Annotated in this window: 19 protein-coding genes; 7 read left to right on the top strand and 12 right to left on the bottom strand. The window is 71.7% G+C overall.

Translation table 11 applies throughout. The features are described 5' to 3' along the window. Positions 1 to 392 precede the first annotated feature (392 nt). The 3 genes from DEJ35_RS09295 to DEJ35_RS09285 are packed head-to-tail and all read right to left on the bottom strand — an operon-like array spanning position 393 to position 2,085. The gene (locus tag DEJ35_RS09295) at positions 393 to 1,358 is read right to left on the bottom strand and encodes an SURF1 family protein (protein ID WP_111192620.1); all 966 of its coding nucleotides are present in this window, start codon (positions 1,356 to 1,358) and stop codon (positions 393 to 395) included. Beyond that, positions 1,355 to 1,663, bottom strand: coding sequence for a hypothetical protein (locus DEJ35_RS09290; protein ID WP_371830589.1), 309 nt, complete (start codon positions 1,661 to 1,663; stop codon positions 1,355 to 1,357). Before DEJ35_RS09290 ends, DEJ35_RS09295 begins: the two co-directional genes overlap by 4 nt. Beyond that, positions 1,663 to 2,085 carry a DUF3099 domain-containing protein gene (locus DEJ35_RS09285; RefSeq protein ID WP_051596733.1) on the bottom strand — a complete coding sequence of 141 codons (423 nt, stop codon included), beginning with the start codon at positions 2,083 to 2,085 and terminating at the stop codon, positions 1,663 to 1,665. The genes DEJ35_RS09290 and DEJ35_RS09285 overlap by 1 nt, the downstream gene beginning before the upstream one ends. 165 nt (positions 2,086 to 2,250) lie before the next feature. Here DEJ35_RS09285 and fabG point away from each other — a divergent pair, with 165 nt between their 5' ends. Further along, the gene (fabG, locus tag DEJ35_RS09280; protein ID WP_027465673.1) at positions 2,251 to 2,964 is read left to right on the top strand and encodes a 3-oxoacyl-ACP reductase FabG; all 714 of its coding nucleotides are present in this window, start codon (positions 2,251 to 2,253) and stop codon (positions 2,962 to 2,964) included. Between the two features lie 105 nt (positions 2,965 to 3,069). On the opposite strand, the gene serB is transcribed toward fabG, so the two are convergent. Together serB and DEJ35_RS09270 are read right to left on the bottom strand one after the other, a co-directional pair. Further along, complete coding sequence (gene serB / locus DEJ35_RS09275; RefSeq protein ID WP_111192619.1) at positions 3,070 to 3,708, bottom strand: phosphoserine phosphatase SerB; 639 nt, start codon at positions 3,706 to 3,708, stop codon at positions 3,070 to 3,072. A 119-nt stretch (positions 3,709 to 3,827) separates the two neighbouring features. Then, positions 3,828 to 5,069 (bottom strand): glucose-1-phosphate adenylyltransferase, encoded by a 1,242-nt coding sequence (locus DEJ35_RS09270; RefSeq protein ID WP_027465671.1) that lies wholly within the window; start codon positions 5,067 to 5,069, stop codon positions 3,828 to 3,830. A 47-nt stretch (positions 5,070 to 5,116) separates the two neighbouring features. Between DEJ35_RS09270 and glgA the strand changes: the two genes are divergently transcribed. The 3 genes from glgA (at position 5,117) to DEJ35_RS09255 (ending at position 7,459) form a co-directional block, all read left to right on the top strand. Then, on the top strand, positions 5,117 to 6,316 hold the full coding sequence (glgA, locus tag DEJ35_RS09265) for a glycogen synthase (RefSeq protein WP_027465670.1): 1,200 nt from the start codon (positions 5,117 to 5,119) through the stop codon (positions 6,314 to 6,316). 9 nt (positions 6,317 to 6,325) lie between these two features. Then, on the top strand, positions 6,326 to 7,108 hold the full coding sequence (locus tag DEJ35_RS09260; protein WP_111192618.1) for an ABC transporter ATP-binding protein: 783 nt from the start codon (positions 6,326 to 6,328) through the stop codon (positions 7,106 to 7,108). Positions 7,109 to 7,210: 102 nt separating this feature from the next. Next, a complete protein-coding gene (locus DEJ35_RS09255; protein WP_017887280.1) occupies positions 7,211 to 7,459 on the top strand; it encodes a type B 50S ribosomal protein L31 in 249 nt (82 codons plus the stop codon). A gap of 179 nt (positions 7,460 to 7,638) precedes the next feature. Here the strand turns inward: DEJ35_RS09255 and DEJ35_RS09250 are convergent, their stop codons facing one another. Then, positions 7,639 to 8,385: a 3'-5' exonuclease gene (locus DEJ35_RS09250; RefSeq protein ID WP_111223637.1), complete on the bottom strand. Its 747-nt coding sequence runs from the start codon at positions 8,383 to 8,385 to the stop codon at positions 7,639 to 7,641. 35 nt (positions 8,386 to 8,420) lie between these two features. Continuing rightward, entirely contained in the window at positions 8,421 to 10,130 is a 1,710-nt protein-coding gene (treS, locus tag DEJ35_RS09245) for a maltose alpha-D-glucosyltransferase (RefSeq protein ID WP_110862788.1), read from the bottom strand. A gap of 114 nt (positions 10,131 to 10,244) precedes the next feature. Here treS and DEJ35_RS09240 point away from each other — a divergent pair, with 114 nt between their 5' ends. Together DEJ35_RS09240 and DEJ35_RS09235 are read left to right on the top strand one after the other, a co-directional pair. After that, the gene (locus DEJ35_RS09240; protein ID WP_258378457.1) at positions 10,245 to 11,237 is read left to right on the top strand and encodes an alpha/beta fold hydrolase; all 993 of its coding nucleotides are present in this window, start codon (positions 10,245 to 10,247) and stop codon (positions 11,235 to 11,237) included. A gap of 5 nt (positions 11,238 to 11,242) precedes the next feature. After that, positions 11,243 to 12,313, top strand: a complete 1,071-nt coding sequence (locus DEJ35_RS09235; protein WP_111192654.1) for a glycosyltransferase family 1 protein — start codon at positions 11,243 to 11,245, stop codon at positions 12,311 to 12,313. 75 nt (positions 12,314 to 12,388) lie between these two features. Here the strand turns inward: DEJ35_RS09235 and DEJ35_RS09230 are convergent, their stop codons facing one another. From DEJ35_RS09230 to DEJ35_RS09220, 3 genes are read right to left on the bottom strand one after another with little or no spacing between them, the layout of a single operon-like run. After that, positions 12,389 to 13,120, bottom strand: coding sequence for a hypothetical protein (locus DEJ35_RS09230; RefSeq protein ID WP_111192617.1), 732 nt, complete (start codon positions 13,118 to 13,120; stop codon positions 12,389 to 12,391). Between the two features lie 48 nt (positions 13,121 to 13,168). After that, positions 13,169 to 13,807: a histidine phosphatase family protein gene (locus DEJ35_RS09225; RefSeq protein WP_111192616.1), complete on the bottom strand. Its 639-nt coding sequence runs from the start codon at positions 13,805 to 13,807 to the stop codon at positions 13,169 to 13,171. A 59-nt stretch (positions 13,808 to 13,866) separates the two neighbouring features. Then, positions 13,867 to 14,700 carry a Sir2 family NAD-dependent protein deacetylase gene (locus tag DEJ35_RS09220; protein WP_111091541.1) on the bottom strand — a complete coding sequence of 278 codons (834 nt, stop codon included), beginning with the start codon at positions 14,698 to 14,700 and terminating at the stop codon, positions 13,867 to 13,869. A gap of 196 nt (positions 14,701 to 14,896) precedes the next feature. Between DEJ35_RS09220 and DEJ35_RS09215 the strand changes: the two genes are divergently transcribed. Then, positions 14,897 to 15,715 carry an RNA methyltransferase gene (locus DEJ35_RS09215; protein WP_111192615.1) on the top strand — a complete coding sequence of 273 codons (819 nt, stop codon included), beginning with the start codon at positions 14,897 to 14,899 and terminating at the stop codon, positions 15,713 to 15,715. On the opposite strand, the gene DEJ35_RS09210 is transcribed toward DEJ35_RS09215, so the two are convergent. Continuing rightward, positions 15,712 to 17,316: an AtzH-like domain-containing protein gene (locus tag DEJ35_RS09210; RefSeq protein WP_111192614.1), complete on the bottom strand. Its 1,605-nt coding sequence runs from the start codon at positions 17,314 to 17,316 to the stop codon at positions 15,712 to 15,714. The genes DEJ35_RS09215 and DEJ35_RS09210 overlap by 4 nt on opposite strands. Continuing rightward, entirely contained in the window at positions 17,313 to 17,441 is a 129-nt protein-coding gene (locus DEJ35_RS09205; protein WP_375342438.1) for a hypothetical protein, read from the bottom strand. The genes DEJ35_RS09210 and DEJ35_RS09205 overlap by 4 nt, the downstream gene beginning before the upstream one ends. Between the last annotated feature and the right edge of the window lie 172 nt (positions 17,442 to 17,613).

The raw sequence follows: 17,613 nt of genomic DNA, 5'->3' as shown, positions 1-17,613 counted from the left end.
GCGGGCGGACCTTCGTCGCGTCCGCCCGGTCAGGACACCCCGCTCAGTTGCGCGCAGTGGTCACCAACCGTCGCCAGGCGACCTGGCGCTCGACGAGATGCGACCGCCCGCGGGCGCACCTGCGGCAGGTCGTGACCGGTCGTCGGGAGCGGCGAGCGGCCGTCGACGTGCGCTGCTGCCGGACGGGAGGCCCGCGGCGGCGCTGCCACGGGCCTCCCGTCCGCCGCGTGGCCCCGTGTCGGTCCGTGGAGACGCCGTCGCGCAGGCGGGACGCCGCGCTGTCGGCGAGACACCGCCGAATCCGGCGGCGTCCTGGGAAGACGACGGCGTCGTCCGTACCCGGTAGCGCAGGCGCAGCCGCCGCAGCCGCAGCCGCAGCCGCAGCCGCCGCGTCAGCGACGTGATGCGATGAGCTCGTCCTCGACCTCGGCGTCGGTCTTCGGCTTCGCGTTCTTGCGGCGTTCGCGCTCGAGGGCGCGCTCGCGCTCCTCCGGGTCGTCCTGGTTGAGGTTCCGGTACTCCTGCACCATCACGTACGCCAGGAACCCGAAGCCCCCGGCGGCGAACAGGAACCACTGGATGAAGTAGCTCAGGTGCAGCCCGGTGTCGGCGTTCGGGCGCTCCCAGCCGAGTGGGCGGGCCTCGACCGGAGCGGGGGACTCGGAGGCGAGCTGCCCATACGCACCGGTCCAGATCGGGTCGTCGACCTTGTCCGCCACGTCGGCCAGGGTGACCGACTGCACCTGGTCGGTGTCCTTCGGGTCGGACCGGCCGGGGATGCGCGGTTCGCTCTGCTGCAGGCGGACGATCGCGGTGACCTCGCCGGACGGGGGAGCGGGCACGTGGTCGGGGGCGTCCTGGGCGTTGCCGGTCGGCACCCACCCACGGTCGACGACGAAGGCGCGACCCTCGGCCGTGACCAGGGGCGTCAGGACCTCGAACCCGGGCTGCCCGTTGTGCACGCGGTTGCGCACGAGCAGCTGCGAGTCGACGTCGTAGCGGCCGGTCACGGCGACCCGGAGCCACTCCTGCTCGTCCTGCCAGCTCGAAGCCTCCGGCAGCGCCCGGTCGAGGGGGACGGGGGTGTGGTCGTAGTTCTGCGCGACCTGCTCGTTCTGCCGGACGGCCTCGTTGCGGCGGTCCCATTGCCACATGCCGAACAGCGCGCACACGACGGCGAAGGCGACGGCGATCGCGAAGTAGCCGAGCCAGCGGCGACTCCGGACGAAGCGCCAGCCGACGAACGGTTCGCGGGGGTCGTGCTGCTGCGCCGGGTCACCCGACTGGGCGGACGCGCGCTGCAGGTTGGCGGCGTACTTACGGCCGTACCGGGACTGCGGGTCGAAGCCGTCGGTCATCGCGAGGTGCCGGTGGAGCGCACCCCGACGTCGTTCTTCGGCGCCGCGGTCGACTCGCGCTCGTCGTCGAGGTGGTCGACGTCCTCGTGCATGCCGGTGACCCGCACCGGGAACGAGCGGGACCGCAGGTAGTCGGCGAGGAAGTCGCGGTGTTCTTCACACGCGGCCCAGATCTTCACGCGGTCGATCGCGTGGATCCGGGGGTTGCGCCAGTTCACACGCCACCCGGCCGTCGACACGCAACCGGCGCGTGAGCAGACCGGGGTGGATCCGGGTTCCGTCTGCAGGTCGAACGTCGCACCCATCAGCGGGGTCCCCACATCTTCGATCGGTCGCCGTTGCGCTGCCACTCGTCCTGCGCGTGCTGCGCCTGCTGGCGGAGGCGGTCCTGCTCGTCACGGTAGGCCTGCGCCCGGGCGTCCTCCTGCTGTTCGCGGAGACGCGGGTCGACGGCGTCGTAGAGCTCGATGGACCCGGCGGGGGAGATCATGTCGCTCTCGGTCCGGCTGCCGGCGTTCGCGATGACGACGGCGACCCAGGGGATCACCGCGGCCAGGACGATCGGGATGACCGCCAACCACGAGTGCCAGATCGAGTACACGAGCACTGCGGAGATGAAGAGGACCACTCGGATGGCCATCTGCCAGACGTAGCGGGACAGGCGGTGCGCCCGGTCCTGCTCCGGTGTGTCCGGCAGCGACGTGATGCTCGTGTGCGTGCTCTTCATACAGATGGTCTCCGTCTACCCGGGGTCAAGCCTAATCCCGCCGGACCGATCATGGGTGCGCCGCGCGCGAACCGGCGGGGTCGTCCGCTCCGGTACGCTCGTCCGGGCGTGTCCGCCGGGTCCCCGGCACCGCGTGCCGAGCAGATCCCACCGAACGGAGCGACCATGAGCACCCCCCGTACCGTCCTCATCACCGGCGGCAACCGCGGTATCGGACACGCGCTGGCCGAGCGGTTCGTCGCAGCCGGCCACCGGGTCGCCGTGACGTCACGCAGCGGTCAGGGTGGTCCCGAGGGCGCGCTGACGGTGCAGGCCGACATCACCGACACGGCCTCCGTCGACGCCGCGTTCACGCAGGTCGAGGCCGAGCTCGGTCCGATCGAGGTCCTCGTCGCGAACGCCGGCATCACGAACGACCAGCTGCTCCTCCGCATGTCCGAGGACGACTTCACCAGCGTGGTCGACACGAACCTCACGGGCACCTTCCGCGTCGTCAAGCGCGCCACGAAGGGCATGATGAAGGCCAAGTTCGGCCGCATCGTGCTGATGTCGAGCGTCGTGGGCGCCTACGGCCAGATCGGCCAGGTCAACTACGCGTCCTCGAAGGCCGCTCTGGTCGGCATGGCCCGGTCCATCACGCGTGAGCTCGGCTCGCGCGGCATCACCGCCAACGTCGTCGCGCCCGGCTTCATCCAGACGGACATGACCGCCGCGCTCTCCGACGAGCTGCAGGCCGAGTTCAAGAAGGCGATCCCGGCCGCCCGCTACGGCACGGTCGACGACGTCGCGGACGCCACGCTGTTCCTGGCGAGCGACGGCGCCGGGTACGTCTCCGGAGCGATCATCCCCGTCGACGGCGGCCTCGGGATGGGGCACTAGCCCGACGCGCGACGTCGTTTCGCGCGCAGCGACAGCTCACGGGCCGTCGTGAGCGTGAACTGTCGCTGAGCGCGAAGAACCGGACGCGTCGAGCCCCCGGACGGCTCAGCCGCGCAGGCCGAGCGTCGCGAGCACGGCGGACAGGTCACGGTCGACGACCGCGACGTCCGCCTGCTCCCGCACGCGCGGCTTCGCGTCGAACGCCACCGACAGCGCCGCGACGCGCATCATCTCGAGGTCGTTCGCGCCGTCGCCGATCGCGATCGTCCGTGCCGGGTCCACCCCGTCCGCATCCGCCCACTCGCGGAGCGCGACGGCCTTGGCGTGCGCGTCGACCACGTCACCGAGCACGCGGCCGGTGAGCACGCCGTCGGTGACCTCGAGGCGGTTCGCCCGGCAGTGATCGAGGCCCAGCTGCTCGGCGAACGGGTCGAGCACCTCGTGGAACCCGCCGGACACCACGCCGACGGTGCCGCCGGCGGCGTGCACCCCACGGACGAGCTGGTCGGCGCCCCGCGTCACACGGACCGCCTGCTGTGCCCGGGCGAAGACGTCTGCCTGGAGGCCCGCCAGGGTCGCGACACGCTCCCGGAGGCTCTCGGCGAAGTCGAGTTCCCCGCGCATGGCGCGCTCCGTGATCGCCGCCACCTGTGGCCGGGTCCCGGCGCTGTCGGCGAGCAGTTCGATCACCTCGTCCTCGAGGAGGGTGGAATCGGCATCGAGGACGACGAGGAAGCGGGGCACGCACCAACGGTACCGACAGACCAAAGGCACGGCCGCGTCCGTGACGCGAGCCGTGCCTCCAGGCCGTCCGTCCGGGGCTGCGCCCCGTCCGTCCGGGGCCGCGCCCCGGATGCCTTGCCCTACGCGTCGACGCGGACGCCCTTGCCGACCACGGTGATGCCGGACTCGGTGACGGTGAAGCCGCGCGCCTCGTCGGCCTCCCGGTCGACGCCGACCTGCGCACCCGGTGCGAGGACGACGTCCTTGTCGAGGATGGCGCGGTTGACGACCGCCCCGGCGCCGATGGTGGCGCGCTCGAACACGATCGAGTCGAGGACCTTCGCGCCGGAGTCGATCGAGCACCAGGGCCCGATCATGCTGCGCTCGACCTGCGCACCCGACACCAGGCAGCCGAGCGACACGAGCGAGTCCACCGTGGACCCGGTGTTGCCGTTCGCGTCGCGGACGAACTTCGCCGGCGGCAGGTTCGTCTGCTGGTTGAAGATCGGCCAGTCCTGGTTGTACAGGTTGAAGACCGGGACCGGGGCGATGAGGTCCATGTGGGCATCGAAGAACGAGTCGATGGTGCCCACGTCACGCCAGTAGTACTTGTCGCGGTCGGTGGAACCGGGGACCTCGTTGCGCTGCAGGTCGTACACGCCGGCGTCGCCGCGGTCCACGAAGTCGGGGACGATGTCGCCGCCCATGTCGTGGGCCGAGGTCTCGAGCTGGCCGTCCCGCAGGACCGCGTCGACGAGGGCGTCCGCGTTGAACACGTAGTTGCCCATCGAGGCCAGGATCTCGCCGGGGGAGTCGGCCAGACCGACGGCGTCCTTCGGCTTCTCGAGGAACGCCTCGATCTTCGTGGGGTCGTCGTCGGCCACCTGGATCACGCCGAACTGGTCGGCGAGCCCGATCGGCTGACGGATCGCCGCCACCGTGGCACTGCGGCCGGAGGCGATGTGCGCCTCGACCATCTGGTGGAAGTCCATTCGGTACACGTGGTCCGCACCGACGACGACGACGATGTCGGGGCGTTCGTCGCGCAGCAGGTTGAGCGACTGCAGGATCGCGTCGGCCGAGCCGGCGAACCAGCGCTTGCCGAGCCGCTGCTGCGCGGGGACGGACGCGACGTAGGAGCCGAGAAGCCCCTCCATGCGCCAGGTCTCCGCGACGTGCCGGTCGAGACTGTGCGACTTGTACTGGGTCAGGACGACGATCTTCTGCAGACCGGAGTTGACCAGGTTCGACAGTGCGAAGTCGATGAGACGGAAGTTGCCGCCGAACGGGACGGCGGGCTTCGCGCGATCGGCCGTGAGCGGCATGAGTCGTTTGCCCTCGCCGCCGGCGAGCACGATGCCGAAGACCTTCTTTGGTGCCATGCCGCTCACAGTAGGCGTCAGCACTGGGAACCGGTTACGTTGAACCAGTGCGAGTCGATCTGCTGACCAGGGAGTATCCGCCGGAGGTCTACGGCGGAGCGGGTGTCCACGTGTCCGAACTCACCGCCGCGTTGCGGTCGGGGACGGACACGGAAGTCCGTGTCCGGGCCTTCGGGGCCTTCCGTGACGAACCCGACGTGTGGGGCTACCGGACCCCGGACGGCCTCGGCCAGGCGAACGGCGCGCTGCAGGCCCTCGGCACCGACGTGGCCATCGCGGCCGACGTCGAGGGCGCCGACCTCGTGCACTCGCACACCTGGTACGCGAACTCCGCGGGCCGGATCGCGCAGCTGACCTACGGCATCCCCCACATCGTCACCGCCCACAGCCTCGAGCCGCTCCGCCCGTGGAAGGCCGAGCAGCTCGGCGGCGGCTACCGCCTGTCCAGCTGGATGGAGCGCGAGGCGTTCGAGCACGCCGACGGCGTCATCGCGGTCTCGAAGGCCATGCGCGCGGACATCCTGCGCTCGTACCCGTCGATCGACCCGGCGAAGGTCCACGTCGTCTACAACGGCATCGACATCGACGCGTGGAAGCCGACCGTCGACGAGGACGCCGTGCGCGCCCTCGGCATCGACCCGACGCGCCCGAGCGTCGTGTTCGTCGGACGCATCACCCGGCAGAAGGGCCTGCCGTACCTGCTCCGCGCCGTGGCGTCGCTGCCGTCGGACGTGCAGATCGTGCTGTGCGCCGGCGCGCCGGACACCCCCGAGATCCTGGCCGAGGTCACCGAGCTCGTCGACGGGCTCCGGGCCGACCGTGAGGGCGTCGTCTGGATCGACCGGATGCTCGCGCACCAGGAGATCGTGAACGTGCTGTCCTCGGGCACCGTGTTCGTGTGCCCGTCGGTCTACGAGCCGCTCGGCATCGTGAACCTCGAGGCGATGGCGTGCGGCATCCCGGTCGTCGGCACGGGCACCGGGGGCATCCCCGAGGTCGTCGCCGACGGGCTCACCGGCCGCATCGTCCCGATCGACCAGGTGCAGGACGGCACCGGCACCCCGACCGATCCCGACCGCTTCGTGGCCGACCTCGCCGCGACCCTCACCGAGGTGCTCGCCGACGAGGGGCTGGCGAAGCTCATGGGGCGCGCCGGACGGCTCCGTGTCGAGACGGAGTTCACCTGGGACGCGATCGCCACCAGGACACGGCAGGTCTACGACCAGGTGCTCGGCCAGAACCCGTAGGCTGGTCGCATGCCCTCGGTCGTGCGCTTGTCAGACGTCTCCGTGGTCCGCAACGGGGCCACCATCCTCGACGCGATCTCGTGGGAGGTGCAGGACGACGAACGCTGGGTCGTGCTCGGCGCGAACGGGGCCGGCAAGACCACGCTGCTGCAGGTCGCCGGCGCCCAGACGTTCCCGACCTCGGGCGACGTCGAGGTGCTCGGTACCGAACTCGGCGGCGCCGACCTGTTCGAGCTCCGCCCGCGCATCGGCTTCGCGTCGACCGCGCTGGCACGCCGCATCCCGGTGACCGAGAAGGTCATCGACGTCGTGCTCACCGCGGCGTACTCGGTGACGGGTCGCTGGAACGAGGAGTACGAGGAGCTCGACGTCCGCCGTGCGCAGCGCGTGCTCGAGGAGTGGGGCCTGGGGTCCTTCTCCGACCGCACGTTCGGCGACCTCAGCGACGGCGAGCAGAAGCGCGTGCAGATCGCCCGTGCCGTGATGACCGACCCGGAGATCCTGTTCCTCGACGAACCGGCCGCGTCGCTCGACCTCGGCGCCCGCGAGAGCCTCGTCCGCACCCTCGGCGGCTACGCCCAGAGTACGGACTCGCCGGCCATCGTCATCGTGACCCACCACGTCGAGGAGATCCCGGCCGGGTTCACCCACGCGCTCGTCCTCGCCGACGGCCACGTGCAGGCCGCAGGCCCGATCGACGAGGTCCTGACGGACCAGACCCTGACCGAGGCGTTCGGCATCGACCTCTCGGTCACCAAGGACGCCGGTCGCTACACGGCACGCGCCGCGTAGCGCTGCGATCCCGCCGTCTCTCTGGTATCGTGGACGGCTGGCGCAAGCCGACGACTTCCCGCGCAGTTCGCGCAATCCCATCACCGCTATCGAGGAATCTCCATGAAGACCGACACCCACCCCGAGTACCGCGCCATCGTCTTCCGTGACCTGGCCTCCGGTGAGACGTTCCTGACGCGTTCGACCGCGAACAGCGACAAGACCATCGAGCTCGACGGTGCGACCTACCCGGTCATCGACGTCGAGATCTCGTCCGCTTCGCACCCGTTCTACACGGGCAAGCAGCGCATCCTCGACTCGGCCGGTCGCGTCGAGAAGTTCAACCAGCGCTTCAAGGGCTTCAGCAAGTAAGAAGCCCCCACGCAGCGCCCACGGGCGGTCCTCCTCCGGGAGGGCCGCCCGTTCGCGTTGTGCGGCCGCGGGCGGGTGCGGTGTGCCCCGGAATGCGGAACACCGGTGTTGGCGCGTCACGCCGCGTTCTGCGGGTGTTCGGCGCGCGAACACCGGTGTCCAGCGGGGGCCGTGCGGGGTCAGGCGCCGTTGCGGTGGGGCCAGCGGCCGTCGGCGGTGAACGTCGGGTCGCGCTTCTTGCGCATGTAGTCCTGGAACGAGGTGGCCTGCTCGGCACACCAGCCGACCTGCTTGCGGTGGAGTTCTTCGGCGGAGATGCCGAGCTCGTCCGGGTACTTGCCCGCTATGGCCTGGGCGACACGCCCGGCAGCGATCGCGTCGGCTCCGGCGTCGTGCGCGTCGTCGAGCGTGACGCCGTAGAGCTCGGACGCGGCTTCGAGCGTGCGCTTGCCCTTGCGGAAGGTGTCGAGCGCCTTGTCGATCACCAGCGGGTCGACGACGTTGCCGATGACGGGGGAGGCGAACCCGTGCCGCTTCGCTTCGCGGTCGAGGACGGTGAGGTCGTACGGGGCGTTGTAGATCACCAGCGGGATGCCCCGTGCGAACACGGCCTCGATCGCGGCGATGATCTCGGCCACGACCTCGGCCGCGGGACGCCCCTCGGCCTGGGCGCGCTCGGTCGTGTAGCCGTGCACGGCGGCAGCGCCCTCGGGGATCGGCACGCCGGGGTCGGCTATCCACGCACCCTCGACGATGGAGGCCCCGGTCATGTCGATGAGGCCGACGTGGGCTGTGACGATGCGGGCCGTCTCGACGTCGACCCCGGTGGTCTCGAGGTCGAAGACGCCCAGCGCGTGCCACCAGGGGCGACCCGTGAGGTCCTGGGACGGAGCGGGCGCGTCGAGCTGTGCTGTGGGGAACGTCACGCGGTCAGGCTAACGGGACGCACCGACACCCCCGACTACCGGGTCGGCGCGCCGACGTGCAGCCAGTAGAACGACTGCGTGCCCATGGTCAGCGTCACGTTGCCGTCCTCGTCGAAGGACGGGAACGAGCCGCCGCCGAACAGGTCGTAGAGCGGACGCCCCGCGAACTGCGGAGCGGACACCGTGACCGAGGTCGGGTTCGTCGCGAACGAGAACACGCACAGGACGTCCTCGGCGGACGGGCCGAACTGCTGGCCGGAGCCCTCCCACGAGCGGACGAAGGCGAGCACCGAGTCGTTCGAGGTCTCCTGCACGTGCAGGGACCCGAGGCCGAACACCGGGTGGGCCTTGCGCGTGTGGATGACGTTCCGGACCCAGTGCAGCAGCGAGCGGGACTGGGCGAGCTGCGCCTCGACGTTGACCTGCGCGTAGTTGTACACGAGCGACTGGACGACGGGCAGGTAGAGCTTGCCCGGGTCGGCGGTCGAGAAGCCGGCGTTGCGGTCCGGCGTCCACTGCATCGGCGTGCGCGACGAGTCGCGGTCCGGCAGCCAGATGTTGTCGCCCATCCCGATCTCGTCGCCGTAGTACAGGAACGGTGATCCGGGCAGCGAGAACAGCAGGGCGTGGATGAGCTCGAGCTCGGCGCGGGAGTTGTCGAGCAGGGGCGCGAGACGACGGCGGATACCGATGTTCGAGCGCATCCGCGGGTCGTAGCCGTACCAGCCGTACATCGCCTGCCGGTACTCCTCGCTCACCATCTCGAGCGTGAGCTCGTCGTGGTTGCGGAGGAAGACGCCCCACGCCGCGCTGGCCGGCACGTCGAGGGTCTCGGACAGGATCGCCTTGAGCTCGGCGGCGTGCTGGGCACGGAGCGAGTAGAAGATGCGCGGCATCACCGGGAAGTCGAACGCCATGTGGCACTCGGGCTCCTCGTCGGTGCCGAAGAACGCCGCCGTCTCGCGCGGCCACTGGTTCGCCTCGGCCAGGAGCACACGACCGGGGTACTCGTCGTCGACCATCGCGCGGAGCTTCTTGATGAACTCGTGGGTCTCCGGCTCGCCCTCGCCGTTGCCCTCTTCCGACTCGAACAGGTACGGGATCGCGTCGAGCCGGAGCCCGTCGACGCCCATGTCGAGCCAGTGCCGGACGACGTCGTAGATCGCCTCGATGACCGCGGGGTTCTCGAAGTTCAGGTCGGGCTGGTGCGAGAAGAAGCGGTGGAAGAAGAACTGTCGTCGGACCGGGTCGAAGGTCCAGTTGGACTCCTCGGTGTCGACGAAGATGATGCGGATGTTCGAGTAGTCCTCGTCGGTGTCCCGCCAGACGTAGAAGTCGCCGTAGGGGCCGTCCGGGTCCTCGCGGGACTGCTGGAACCACTCGTGCTGGTCGCTGGTGTGGTTGATCACCATGTCGATCACGATGCGCATGTTCCGCTCGTGCGACTTCGTGACGAGCTCGCGGAAGTCGTCGAGCGTGCCGAACTCCGGCAGGATCGCCTTGTAGTCGGCGATGTCGTAGCCGCCGTCGCGCATCGGCGACTGGAAGAACGGCGGCAGCCACAGGGCGTCCACGCCGAGCCACTGCAGGTAGTCGAGCTTGCCGATCACGCCCTGGATGTCGCCGATGCCGTCCCCGTTGGAGTCGACGAACGACCGGATCATGCACTCGTAGAAGACCGAGCGCTTGTACCACTGCGGGTCGAGCGTCAGGCCGGGCAGCTGGATCGGGGCTGTGAAGGTCACCGTGCTCCTCGTCGTCGTCGACGGACCGGTCTTGCGGCCCGCCCCGGACACGATAGGCGCGAGATGCTGCGGGTGTCCGGGGTTTCGTGCGGTTCGCTCCCTAGACTGGCGCGGATGCAACCGCCCGTGCTCTCCCCGTACCAGTCGTTGATGGCCGCCACCCCGGTCGTGCACCGGGCCGTCCAGGTCGACGGCCGGACCACGCACTACTGGGTCTACGGGCCCGAGGACTCGGATCGCACCGTGCTCGCCGTGCACGGGTTCCGCGGGGACCACCACGGCCTCGAGACCATCGCCGCGCACCTGCAGGGTGCGCGCGTGATCGTGCCGGACCTGCCCGGCTTCGGCGTGTCCGATCCGCTGCCGGTGTCGGACATCGACGCGTACGTGGTCTGGCTGAACGGGTTCCACGCCGCGCTCGGGCTCGGCCGCGACACCGTGGTGCTCGGGCACTCGTTCGGGTCGATCGTGGTGTCGGCCACCGTCGCCGCCGGGCTCGACACCCGACTGCTCGTCCTCGTCAACCCGATCGCGGCCCCGGCCCTGCAGGGACCGCGTGCCGTCGGGACCGCGATCGCGATCGGGTACTACCGCGCCGGCGCGGTGCTGCCGAAGCCGATCGGGCTCGGGATCCTGCGGAACGGCGCGATCGTCCGGGCGATGAGCATCGCGATGCTGAAGTCCCACGACGCCGCCGTCCGCCGATGGGTACACGACCAGCACGACCGCTACTTCTCGGCCTTCGCGAACCGCACGAGCGTGCTCGAGGCGTTCCGCACCTCGGTCACCCACGACGTGTCCGAGTACGCCGACCGGATCCACGTGCCCGTGCTGCTCGTCGCGGCCGAGCACGACGACATCACCGCCGTCCCCGAACAGCGCGCACTCGCCGAGCGTCTGCGTGACGCCGAGCTCGTCGTGATCCCGGGTGTCGGCCACCTGGTGCACTACGAGACGCCGGCTCCGGCCGCGGCGGCGGTGCTCCGCCGGATGGCGGACACGACCGGTCGTGCCGGACGGCAGGGACGAACTGGACGCGGCGCGGCCGCCACGGACCGCCGACCGTCGGGGGCGGGGCGGGCCTCCCGGACGGCGGACGCGTCGTGACGCGCCTGCGCATCGGCATCGACTGCCGGTACGTGCGGATCGGCCGGCACGACGGCATCAGCCGGTTCACCGCCGGGGTCGTCGCGCACCTGCCGGAGCGGCACGGGTACGTGCTGCTCGTCAGCGACGAGCGCCAGCTCGAGTCGCTGCCGAGCGACCTGCCGTGGGAGCTGCTGCCCGCACCGACGGACGCGGGGGAGCCGCTGGTCGCCCGGCGCGTCAACCGGCTCGGGCTCGACGCGGTGTTCTCGCCGATGCAGACGATGGGTTCGCGGGGTCGTCGGTACGCGCTCGTCCTGACGCTGCACGACCTGATCTACTACCGCAACCGCACACCCCCGCGGGAGTTCTCGTGGCCGCTGCGGCTCGGCTGGCGGGCCTTCCACCTGTCCTGGGCGCCGCAGCGGTTCCTGCTGAACGGCGCCGACGGGGTGGTGACGGTGTCGGAGACGACCGCCGGGCTGATCGCCGAGCACCGGCTGACGAAGCGGCCCGTGACGGTCGCCTACAACGCGGCCGACCCGGCGACACCGCGGGCGACCGGAGCGCCACGCGAACGCTCGCTCGTCTACATGGGGTCGTTCATGCCCTACAAGAACGTCGAGACGCTCGCGGCGGCGCTCCCGCTCCTCGGGGCGGACTGGACGCTGCACTGCATGTCGCGGGTGTCCGACGCCGACCGGACACGGCTCGAGGGGCTCGCTCCCGCGGGGGCGATCGTGTTCCACGACGGTGCCACCGACGAGGAGTACCTGTCCGTGCTCCGTTCGGCCACGGCGCTGGCGACCGCGTCGTACGACGAGGGGTTCGGCATCCCGCTCGTCGAGGCGATGGGCGTCGGGACCCCCGTCGTCGTCAGCGACATCCCGATCTTCCGGGAGATCGGCGGCTCCGCTGCGGAGTACTTCGACCCGGCGTCGCCGTCCGCGGTCGCCGCTGCCGTCCGGCGGGTCGAGGAACGGTGGGACGAGGCCTCGCGGCAGTCGATCGAGCGTGCCGGCCGGTTCCGGTGGCGGGACTCGGCGGAGCAGGTCGTCCGGGCCGTCGAGCGGGCCGTGGGGGACCAGCGGGGCTGAGAGCTGGCGCTGGTTCCACGTCGCCCGCGGAACCACGGGCGACCACCCCGGGGCCACCGCAGGACCACCGTACGATCACTCCGGCGCGATGACCTGCACGTCCGCCCCGGGGAACACCCTGTGCGTCTCCTGGGTCACCCGCGACACGATCGGCGGCACCGCGGCACCCCGTCCCGGGGTCCGCACGACGATGGACTGGTCGCCCTCGGCGTCGGAGGCGTCCCCGCCGCGCTCCCACGAGCAGCGGACCTCGGTGACACCGCCGATGTGGTCGAGCGTGTCCGCCAGTGCCAGGCGCTTTGCCGCGACCTCGCCGGCACCGGTGACGCCGATCTCGAGGTTGCCGAGGTCGGCGATCACGACGACCCGGACCCCGTTGCCGCCCGACTCGTCGGCAGCCCGACTGATGGCTGCGACCAGCTCGCCCCGCGCAGCGGTGTCGAGCGTGGGGTCGGCGCGGACGGTGGCGACGGCGTCGTAGCTCGCGAACGCGGTCTTCGACGGTGTGTGGTGCCGCACGTCGGTGACGCCGGGCAGGGCACTCACCCGCGTGTCGAACCGGTCGAGCGCGACGTCCGGCCGCGGGAAGACCCCGCCGATGCCGTTCTGGACGCTCCCGATGATCGAGCCGAGCACCACCGCGATGACCGCGGTGACCGCCAGGACACTCCCGCCGATGACGAACCAGGTGCGCGCCCGGGTGCGGTTCGGGACGCTCGCCGTCTCGGGACCGAACACCCGGTCGAGGTCGTCGTCCTGCTGGTCGAGGGCATGCTGGCCGTGTCGGCTGGTTCCGTCGTCGGACATGTGGCTCCCCTCACCCGGTGTGCGGGTGCGTCGGAGCCTAGCCCCCGGTCAGCCCCGGCGTTCCAAGGGGTTCTGGTACTCGAACGCCGACCCACCGGTGGCGTCGGACACGTCGTCGATCGGGTCGTCGAACCGGACGAGTTCCGCGTGGAAGCGTTCGGGGTCCCACCGGAACGAGTGGATGGACCCGTTCCGGATCGGGGTGTGGCGGCGGTCGGCGGTGCCGGGGGCAGCGGCGTTCACGACGCTGCGGATCACCGCCCCGTGGGTCGCGACCACGACGACGCCGGCATCGAACCGGACCGCGATCTCGCCGAGGGTCTCGGTGACGCGGGCGAGCAGCGCGGAGCGGGACTCCCGACCGGGGATGTCGTCGTGCGGGTACCGTGCCGACACCTCGTCGTCGGTCAGCCCCTCGGCCTCGCCGTAGGAGCGCTCCGCCAGGCCCGGGTACGTCGTCGGCGCGTCGAGGCCCAGGCGGTCGGCGATGATCGCGCCCGTCTCGGCCGCACGCGAGAGCGGGGACGCGACCACGGCGTCGAACGGCCGGCGGGTCAGGAGCTCGGCGGCCTCGGCGGCCTGCCGTCGACCGGTGTCGTTGAGCGGGATGTCCGTCGAGCCCTGGATGCGGCGCTGCGCGTTCCAGTCGGTCTCGCCGTGCCGGACGAGGTACAGGAGGGTCGTCACCCGACGATCTTCGCAGACGCGCCCGGCGCCCGGCAGACCCGTCCGTCGACCGCGACCGGCTAGTCGGTCGATGCCGCCGCGCTGAGCCGCTCCGCCAGGTGCACGAGCGTCTCGGTGGTGCCGGCGTCGAGCTTCACGGCGGCCCGGCGGTCACTGCGGGTCTCGCCGCGGTTCACGATGACCACCGGGTTCTTGCGACGCGCGGCGTGGTCGACCAGCCGCACGCCCGAGTTCACGGTGAGGGACGAACCGACGACGAGCAGCGCGTCGGCGTCGGCGACGATCGACACGGCCTCGCGGAACTTCTCGGCCGGCACGAACTCGCCGAAGAACACGACGTCGGGCTTCAGGTCGCCGCCGCACACGGAGCACGCGGGAACGACGAACCGCTCGACGTCGGTGATCTCGACGTCGCCGTCCGGTTGCAGCTGCACGGACCCGGGCTCATCGATCCAGGGGTTCGCCCGGTCGATGGTGGCGGCGAGGTCGGAGCGGGAGAACACCTGGCCGCACCGCAGGCACACGGCGCGGTCCATCGAGCCGTGGATCTCGACGACGCGGCGGGACCCGGCGCGCAGGTGCAGGCCGTCGACGTTCTGCGTGATGACCCCGGCGACGATCCCGGCGTCCTCGAGTGCGGCGAGCGCCCGGTGCCCGTCGTTCGGCACGGCGGACGCGAAGCTCCGCCAGCCCAGGTGCGATCCGGCCCAGTAGCGCTGGCGTTTCGCGGGGTCGGCCAGGAACTCCTGGAACGTCATCGGCTTGCGCACCACCCGCCCGGCGCCGCGGTAGTCGGGGATGCCGGAGTCGGTGCTCAGACCGGCACCGGAGAGCACGGCGATGCGCTTGCCCGCGAGCACCTCGACGACGCGGTCCAGGTCGTCGGCGGTCACCGACCCGGCGGCCGCCCCGGTGGTCGGTCCGGTCGTCGACGCAGCATCATCCAGCACCCTGTTCACGGTACCCTCAACACCCGACCGTCCCGGTCGCTTCCCAGGCGGAGCGGAACATCGGCGGACCCGCGCCAGCGCCGGCCCGCCGGCCCGCCGGCCCCACCCCACACCCCCGCACCACACGGAAACGAGCCCAGTGCACCCCGTCCGCATCGACTCCCTCGACGATCCCCGTCTCGACGACTTCGCCCGGCTCACCGACGTGGCGCTCCGCCGGGTCTCGGAGCCCGAGGGCGGCCTGTACATCGCCGAGTCGAACACGGTCATCGAGCGCGCGGTCCGCGCCGGGCACGTGCCGCGGAGCATCCTGGTGCAGGAAAAATGGCTCGACAGCGTCCTGCCCCTGGTCGCGGAGCACGACGGTCCCGTGTTCGTCGGTGCCGACGCCCTGCTCGAGGAGCTCACCGGCTTCCGCATGCACCGCGGTGCGATCGCCGCGATGCAGCGCCCCGACCTGCCGAGCGTCGCCGACGTGGTGCGGGACGCGAAGGTCGTCGTCGTGCTCGAGGACATCGTCGACCACACGAACGTCGGCGCGGTGTTCCGCAGCGTCGCCGGCCTCGGCGCCGACGCGGTGCTCGTCAGTCCGCGGTGCGCCGACCCGCTGTACCGCCGGAGCGTCCGCGTGAGCATGGGCACGGTCCTGCAGGTGCCGTGGACCCGCATCGGCGACTGGCCCGCCGCGGGCGAGGAACTCCGCGCGCAGGGCTTCCACCTGGCCGCGATGGCGCTGACCGACGAGTCGGTCGACCTCGACGCCTTCGTGGCGGACCTGCCCGACAGGGTCGCGCTCGTGATGGGCACCGAGGGTCAGGGGCTGACGCCGGCCGCGATCGCGTCGGCCGACACGACCGTGCGAATCCCGATGGCCCACGGGGTCGACTCGCTCAACGTGGCCGCGGCGAGCGCCGTGGGTCTGTGGGCGGTCACCCACGCCCGGCGGCTCGCCTCCTAGCACACCACCGAGACGGTCGGGAGGCCCGGATCGGCCCGGTCGGGCAGCATGCGCCCGGCGCGGATCACCAGGGCACGGTCGGTGGCCGGCCCACCGACCAGGCAGACGCCGACGGGCGCGCCGTCCACGGTCAGCGCCGGCGCGCTCACCGCGGGCAGCCCGCCGACGCTCGCGAGCGCGGTCATCGCCGTCGTGGCGGTCCGGGCGTGCTCGAGCGCCGCGGTGTCCGCGTGGAGCAGTGGTGCGGGTCCGGGCACGGTCGGGAACAGCAGGGTCCGACCGTCCAGGGCACGGCGGATCGTCGCACGGACCTCGTCGAGGCGTGCCACGGCGTCCGCGGTCGCGTCGGGGTCGTTCGCCCGTGCCGCCCGGAACCGGTCACCGACGACGGTGCTCAGGGCGCCGGGGTGCGCGTCGATCCAGGGGCCGTGGGCGGCGAGCGCCTCGGCGGCCTGGACGAGCCGCATCTGCTCCTGCAGCGCTGCTGGGTCCGGGATGCCGAGGTCGCGCAGCCGGACGGTCGCGACGGGTTCGTCGAGCGCCTCGACGAAGGCGGCGAAGGCCCGGGCGACGGCCGGTTCGACGAGTGTGACCAGTTCCTCGGGGACGACGAGCACGGTCGGGTCGGGCGCCCCGCCCGGCGCGGACCGTGGCGGGACGGTGGCGTCGAGGGCGGCGAGCAGCACCCGGGGACTCCGCGTGAGCCACCCGACGGTGTCGAACGACGGCGCGAGCGGGAGCAGCCCGTCGCGGGACACCGTGCCGTGCGTCGTCCGGAGCCCCCAGAGTCCCTGGTACGAGGCGGGGACCCGAACCGATCCCGCGGTGTCCGTGCCGATCCCGATGTCGGCCATGCCGAGGCCGACGGCCGATGCGGATCCGCTGGACGAGCCTCCGGGCAGTCGGGTGGGAGCCGCGCTGTTCGGCGGCGTGCCGTGGTGCGCGTTCCGCCCCGTCAGGTTGTACGCGAACTCGTCGGTGCGCGCGATCCCGCGGATCGAGGCGCCGGCGGCGAGGAGCGCGGTGACCGCTGCGGCGGGTGCGGTCCCGACCGGTGCCTCGCGCAGGTACGTCGGGTTGCCCGCGCCGACCGGTTGGCCGGGGACGGCGTAGAGGTCCTTGACGGCGACGGTCAGGCCGTCGAGCGATCCGGAGGCGGTGGGGGCGACGAGCGGGTCGCCGACGGCCCGCCAGACAGTGGTGTCGACGGCCCTGGGGTGGCCGGCGACGTGGGCCGCCTCGATGCGCCAGCGCGGGCCGGCGACGCTGGCGCCGCCGTCGCGGCGCCAGAGCTGGGTCTGGAGGCCATGCCCACCCGCGGCGAACCGGGACACCGACACGACGAGGGCGCGGTCCTCGGTCAGGGGGCGGACCTCGACGTGCGTCAGCGACCGGGTCGCGACCCCACCCCGCGCCCCGCGGAACGCGCTGATCGCGTCGTGCCCGACGAGCAGGCCACGGTCGTCGCCGCGCATCGTGTCGGGGGAGTCGACGAAGGCGGCGTCGAGCGCGTCGAGGTCGTTCGCCAGCAGGGCGGTCTCGTAGGCGTCGAGCGCCTCGAGCAGTCCGTCGGGTGCCGTCGACGTGTGCCGCGTGGTCATCGGGCGGGCTCCTCGAAGTCGGCCTTGCGGATGCGGGCGTGGACACCGGTGGCCAGGTCCACCACCTGCGAGATGTCGAAGTCGGTCGCTGCGGACAGGTACGCGGACGCCGGGTGGCGTTGCATGCCCACTCGAACGACGACCGGCGCCCCTCGCTGGTGCTGTGCGAGCGGGCTCAGGCTCCGTCCACGGTGCATGCCCTCGACCGTAGGGCCGGTTGGTCTGCTCGGTCCATCGGTAGGACCATCGTTTACACGGCCGTCACACGCATCGTCGGGACCCGGGACACGGCGGGCG

This window comes from Curtobacterium sp. MCPF17_051, from assembly GCF_003234595.1.
In the GTDB taxonomy this organism is placed as follows: domain Bacteria; phylum Actinomycetota; class Actinomycetes; order Actinomycetales; family Microbacteriaceae; genus Curtobacterium; species Curtobacterium flaccumfaciens.
This window is presented reverse-complemented; position numbering and strand designations above follow the sequence as displayed.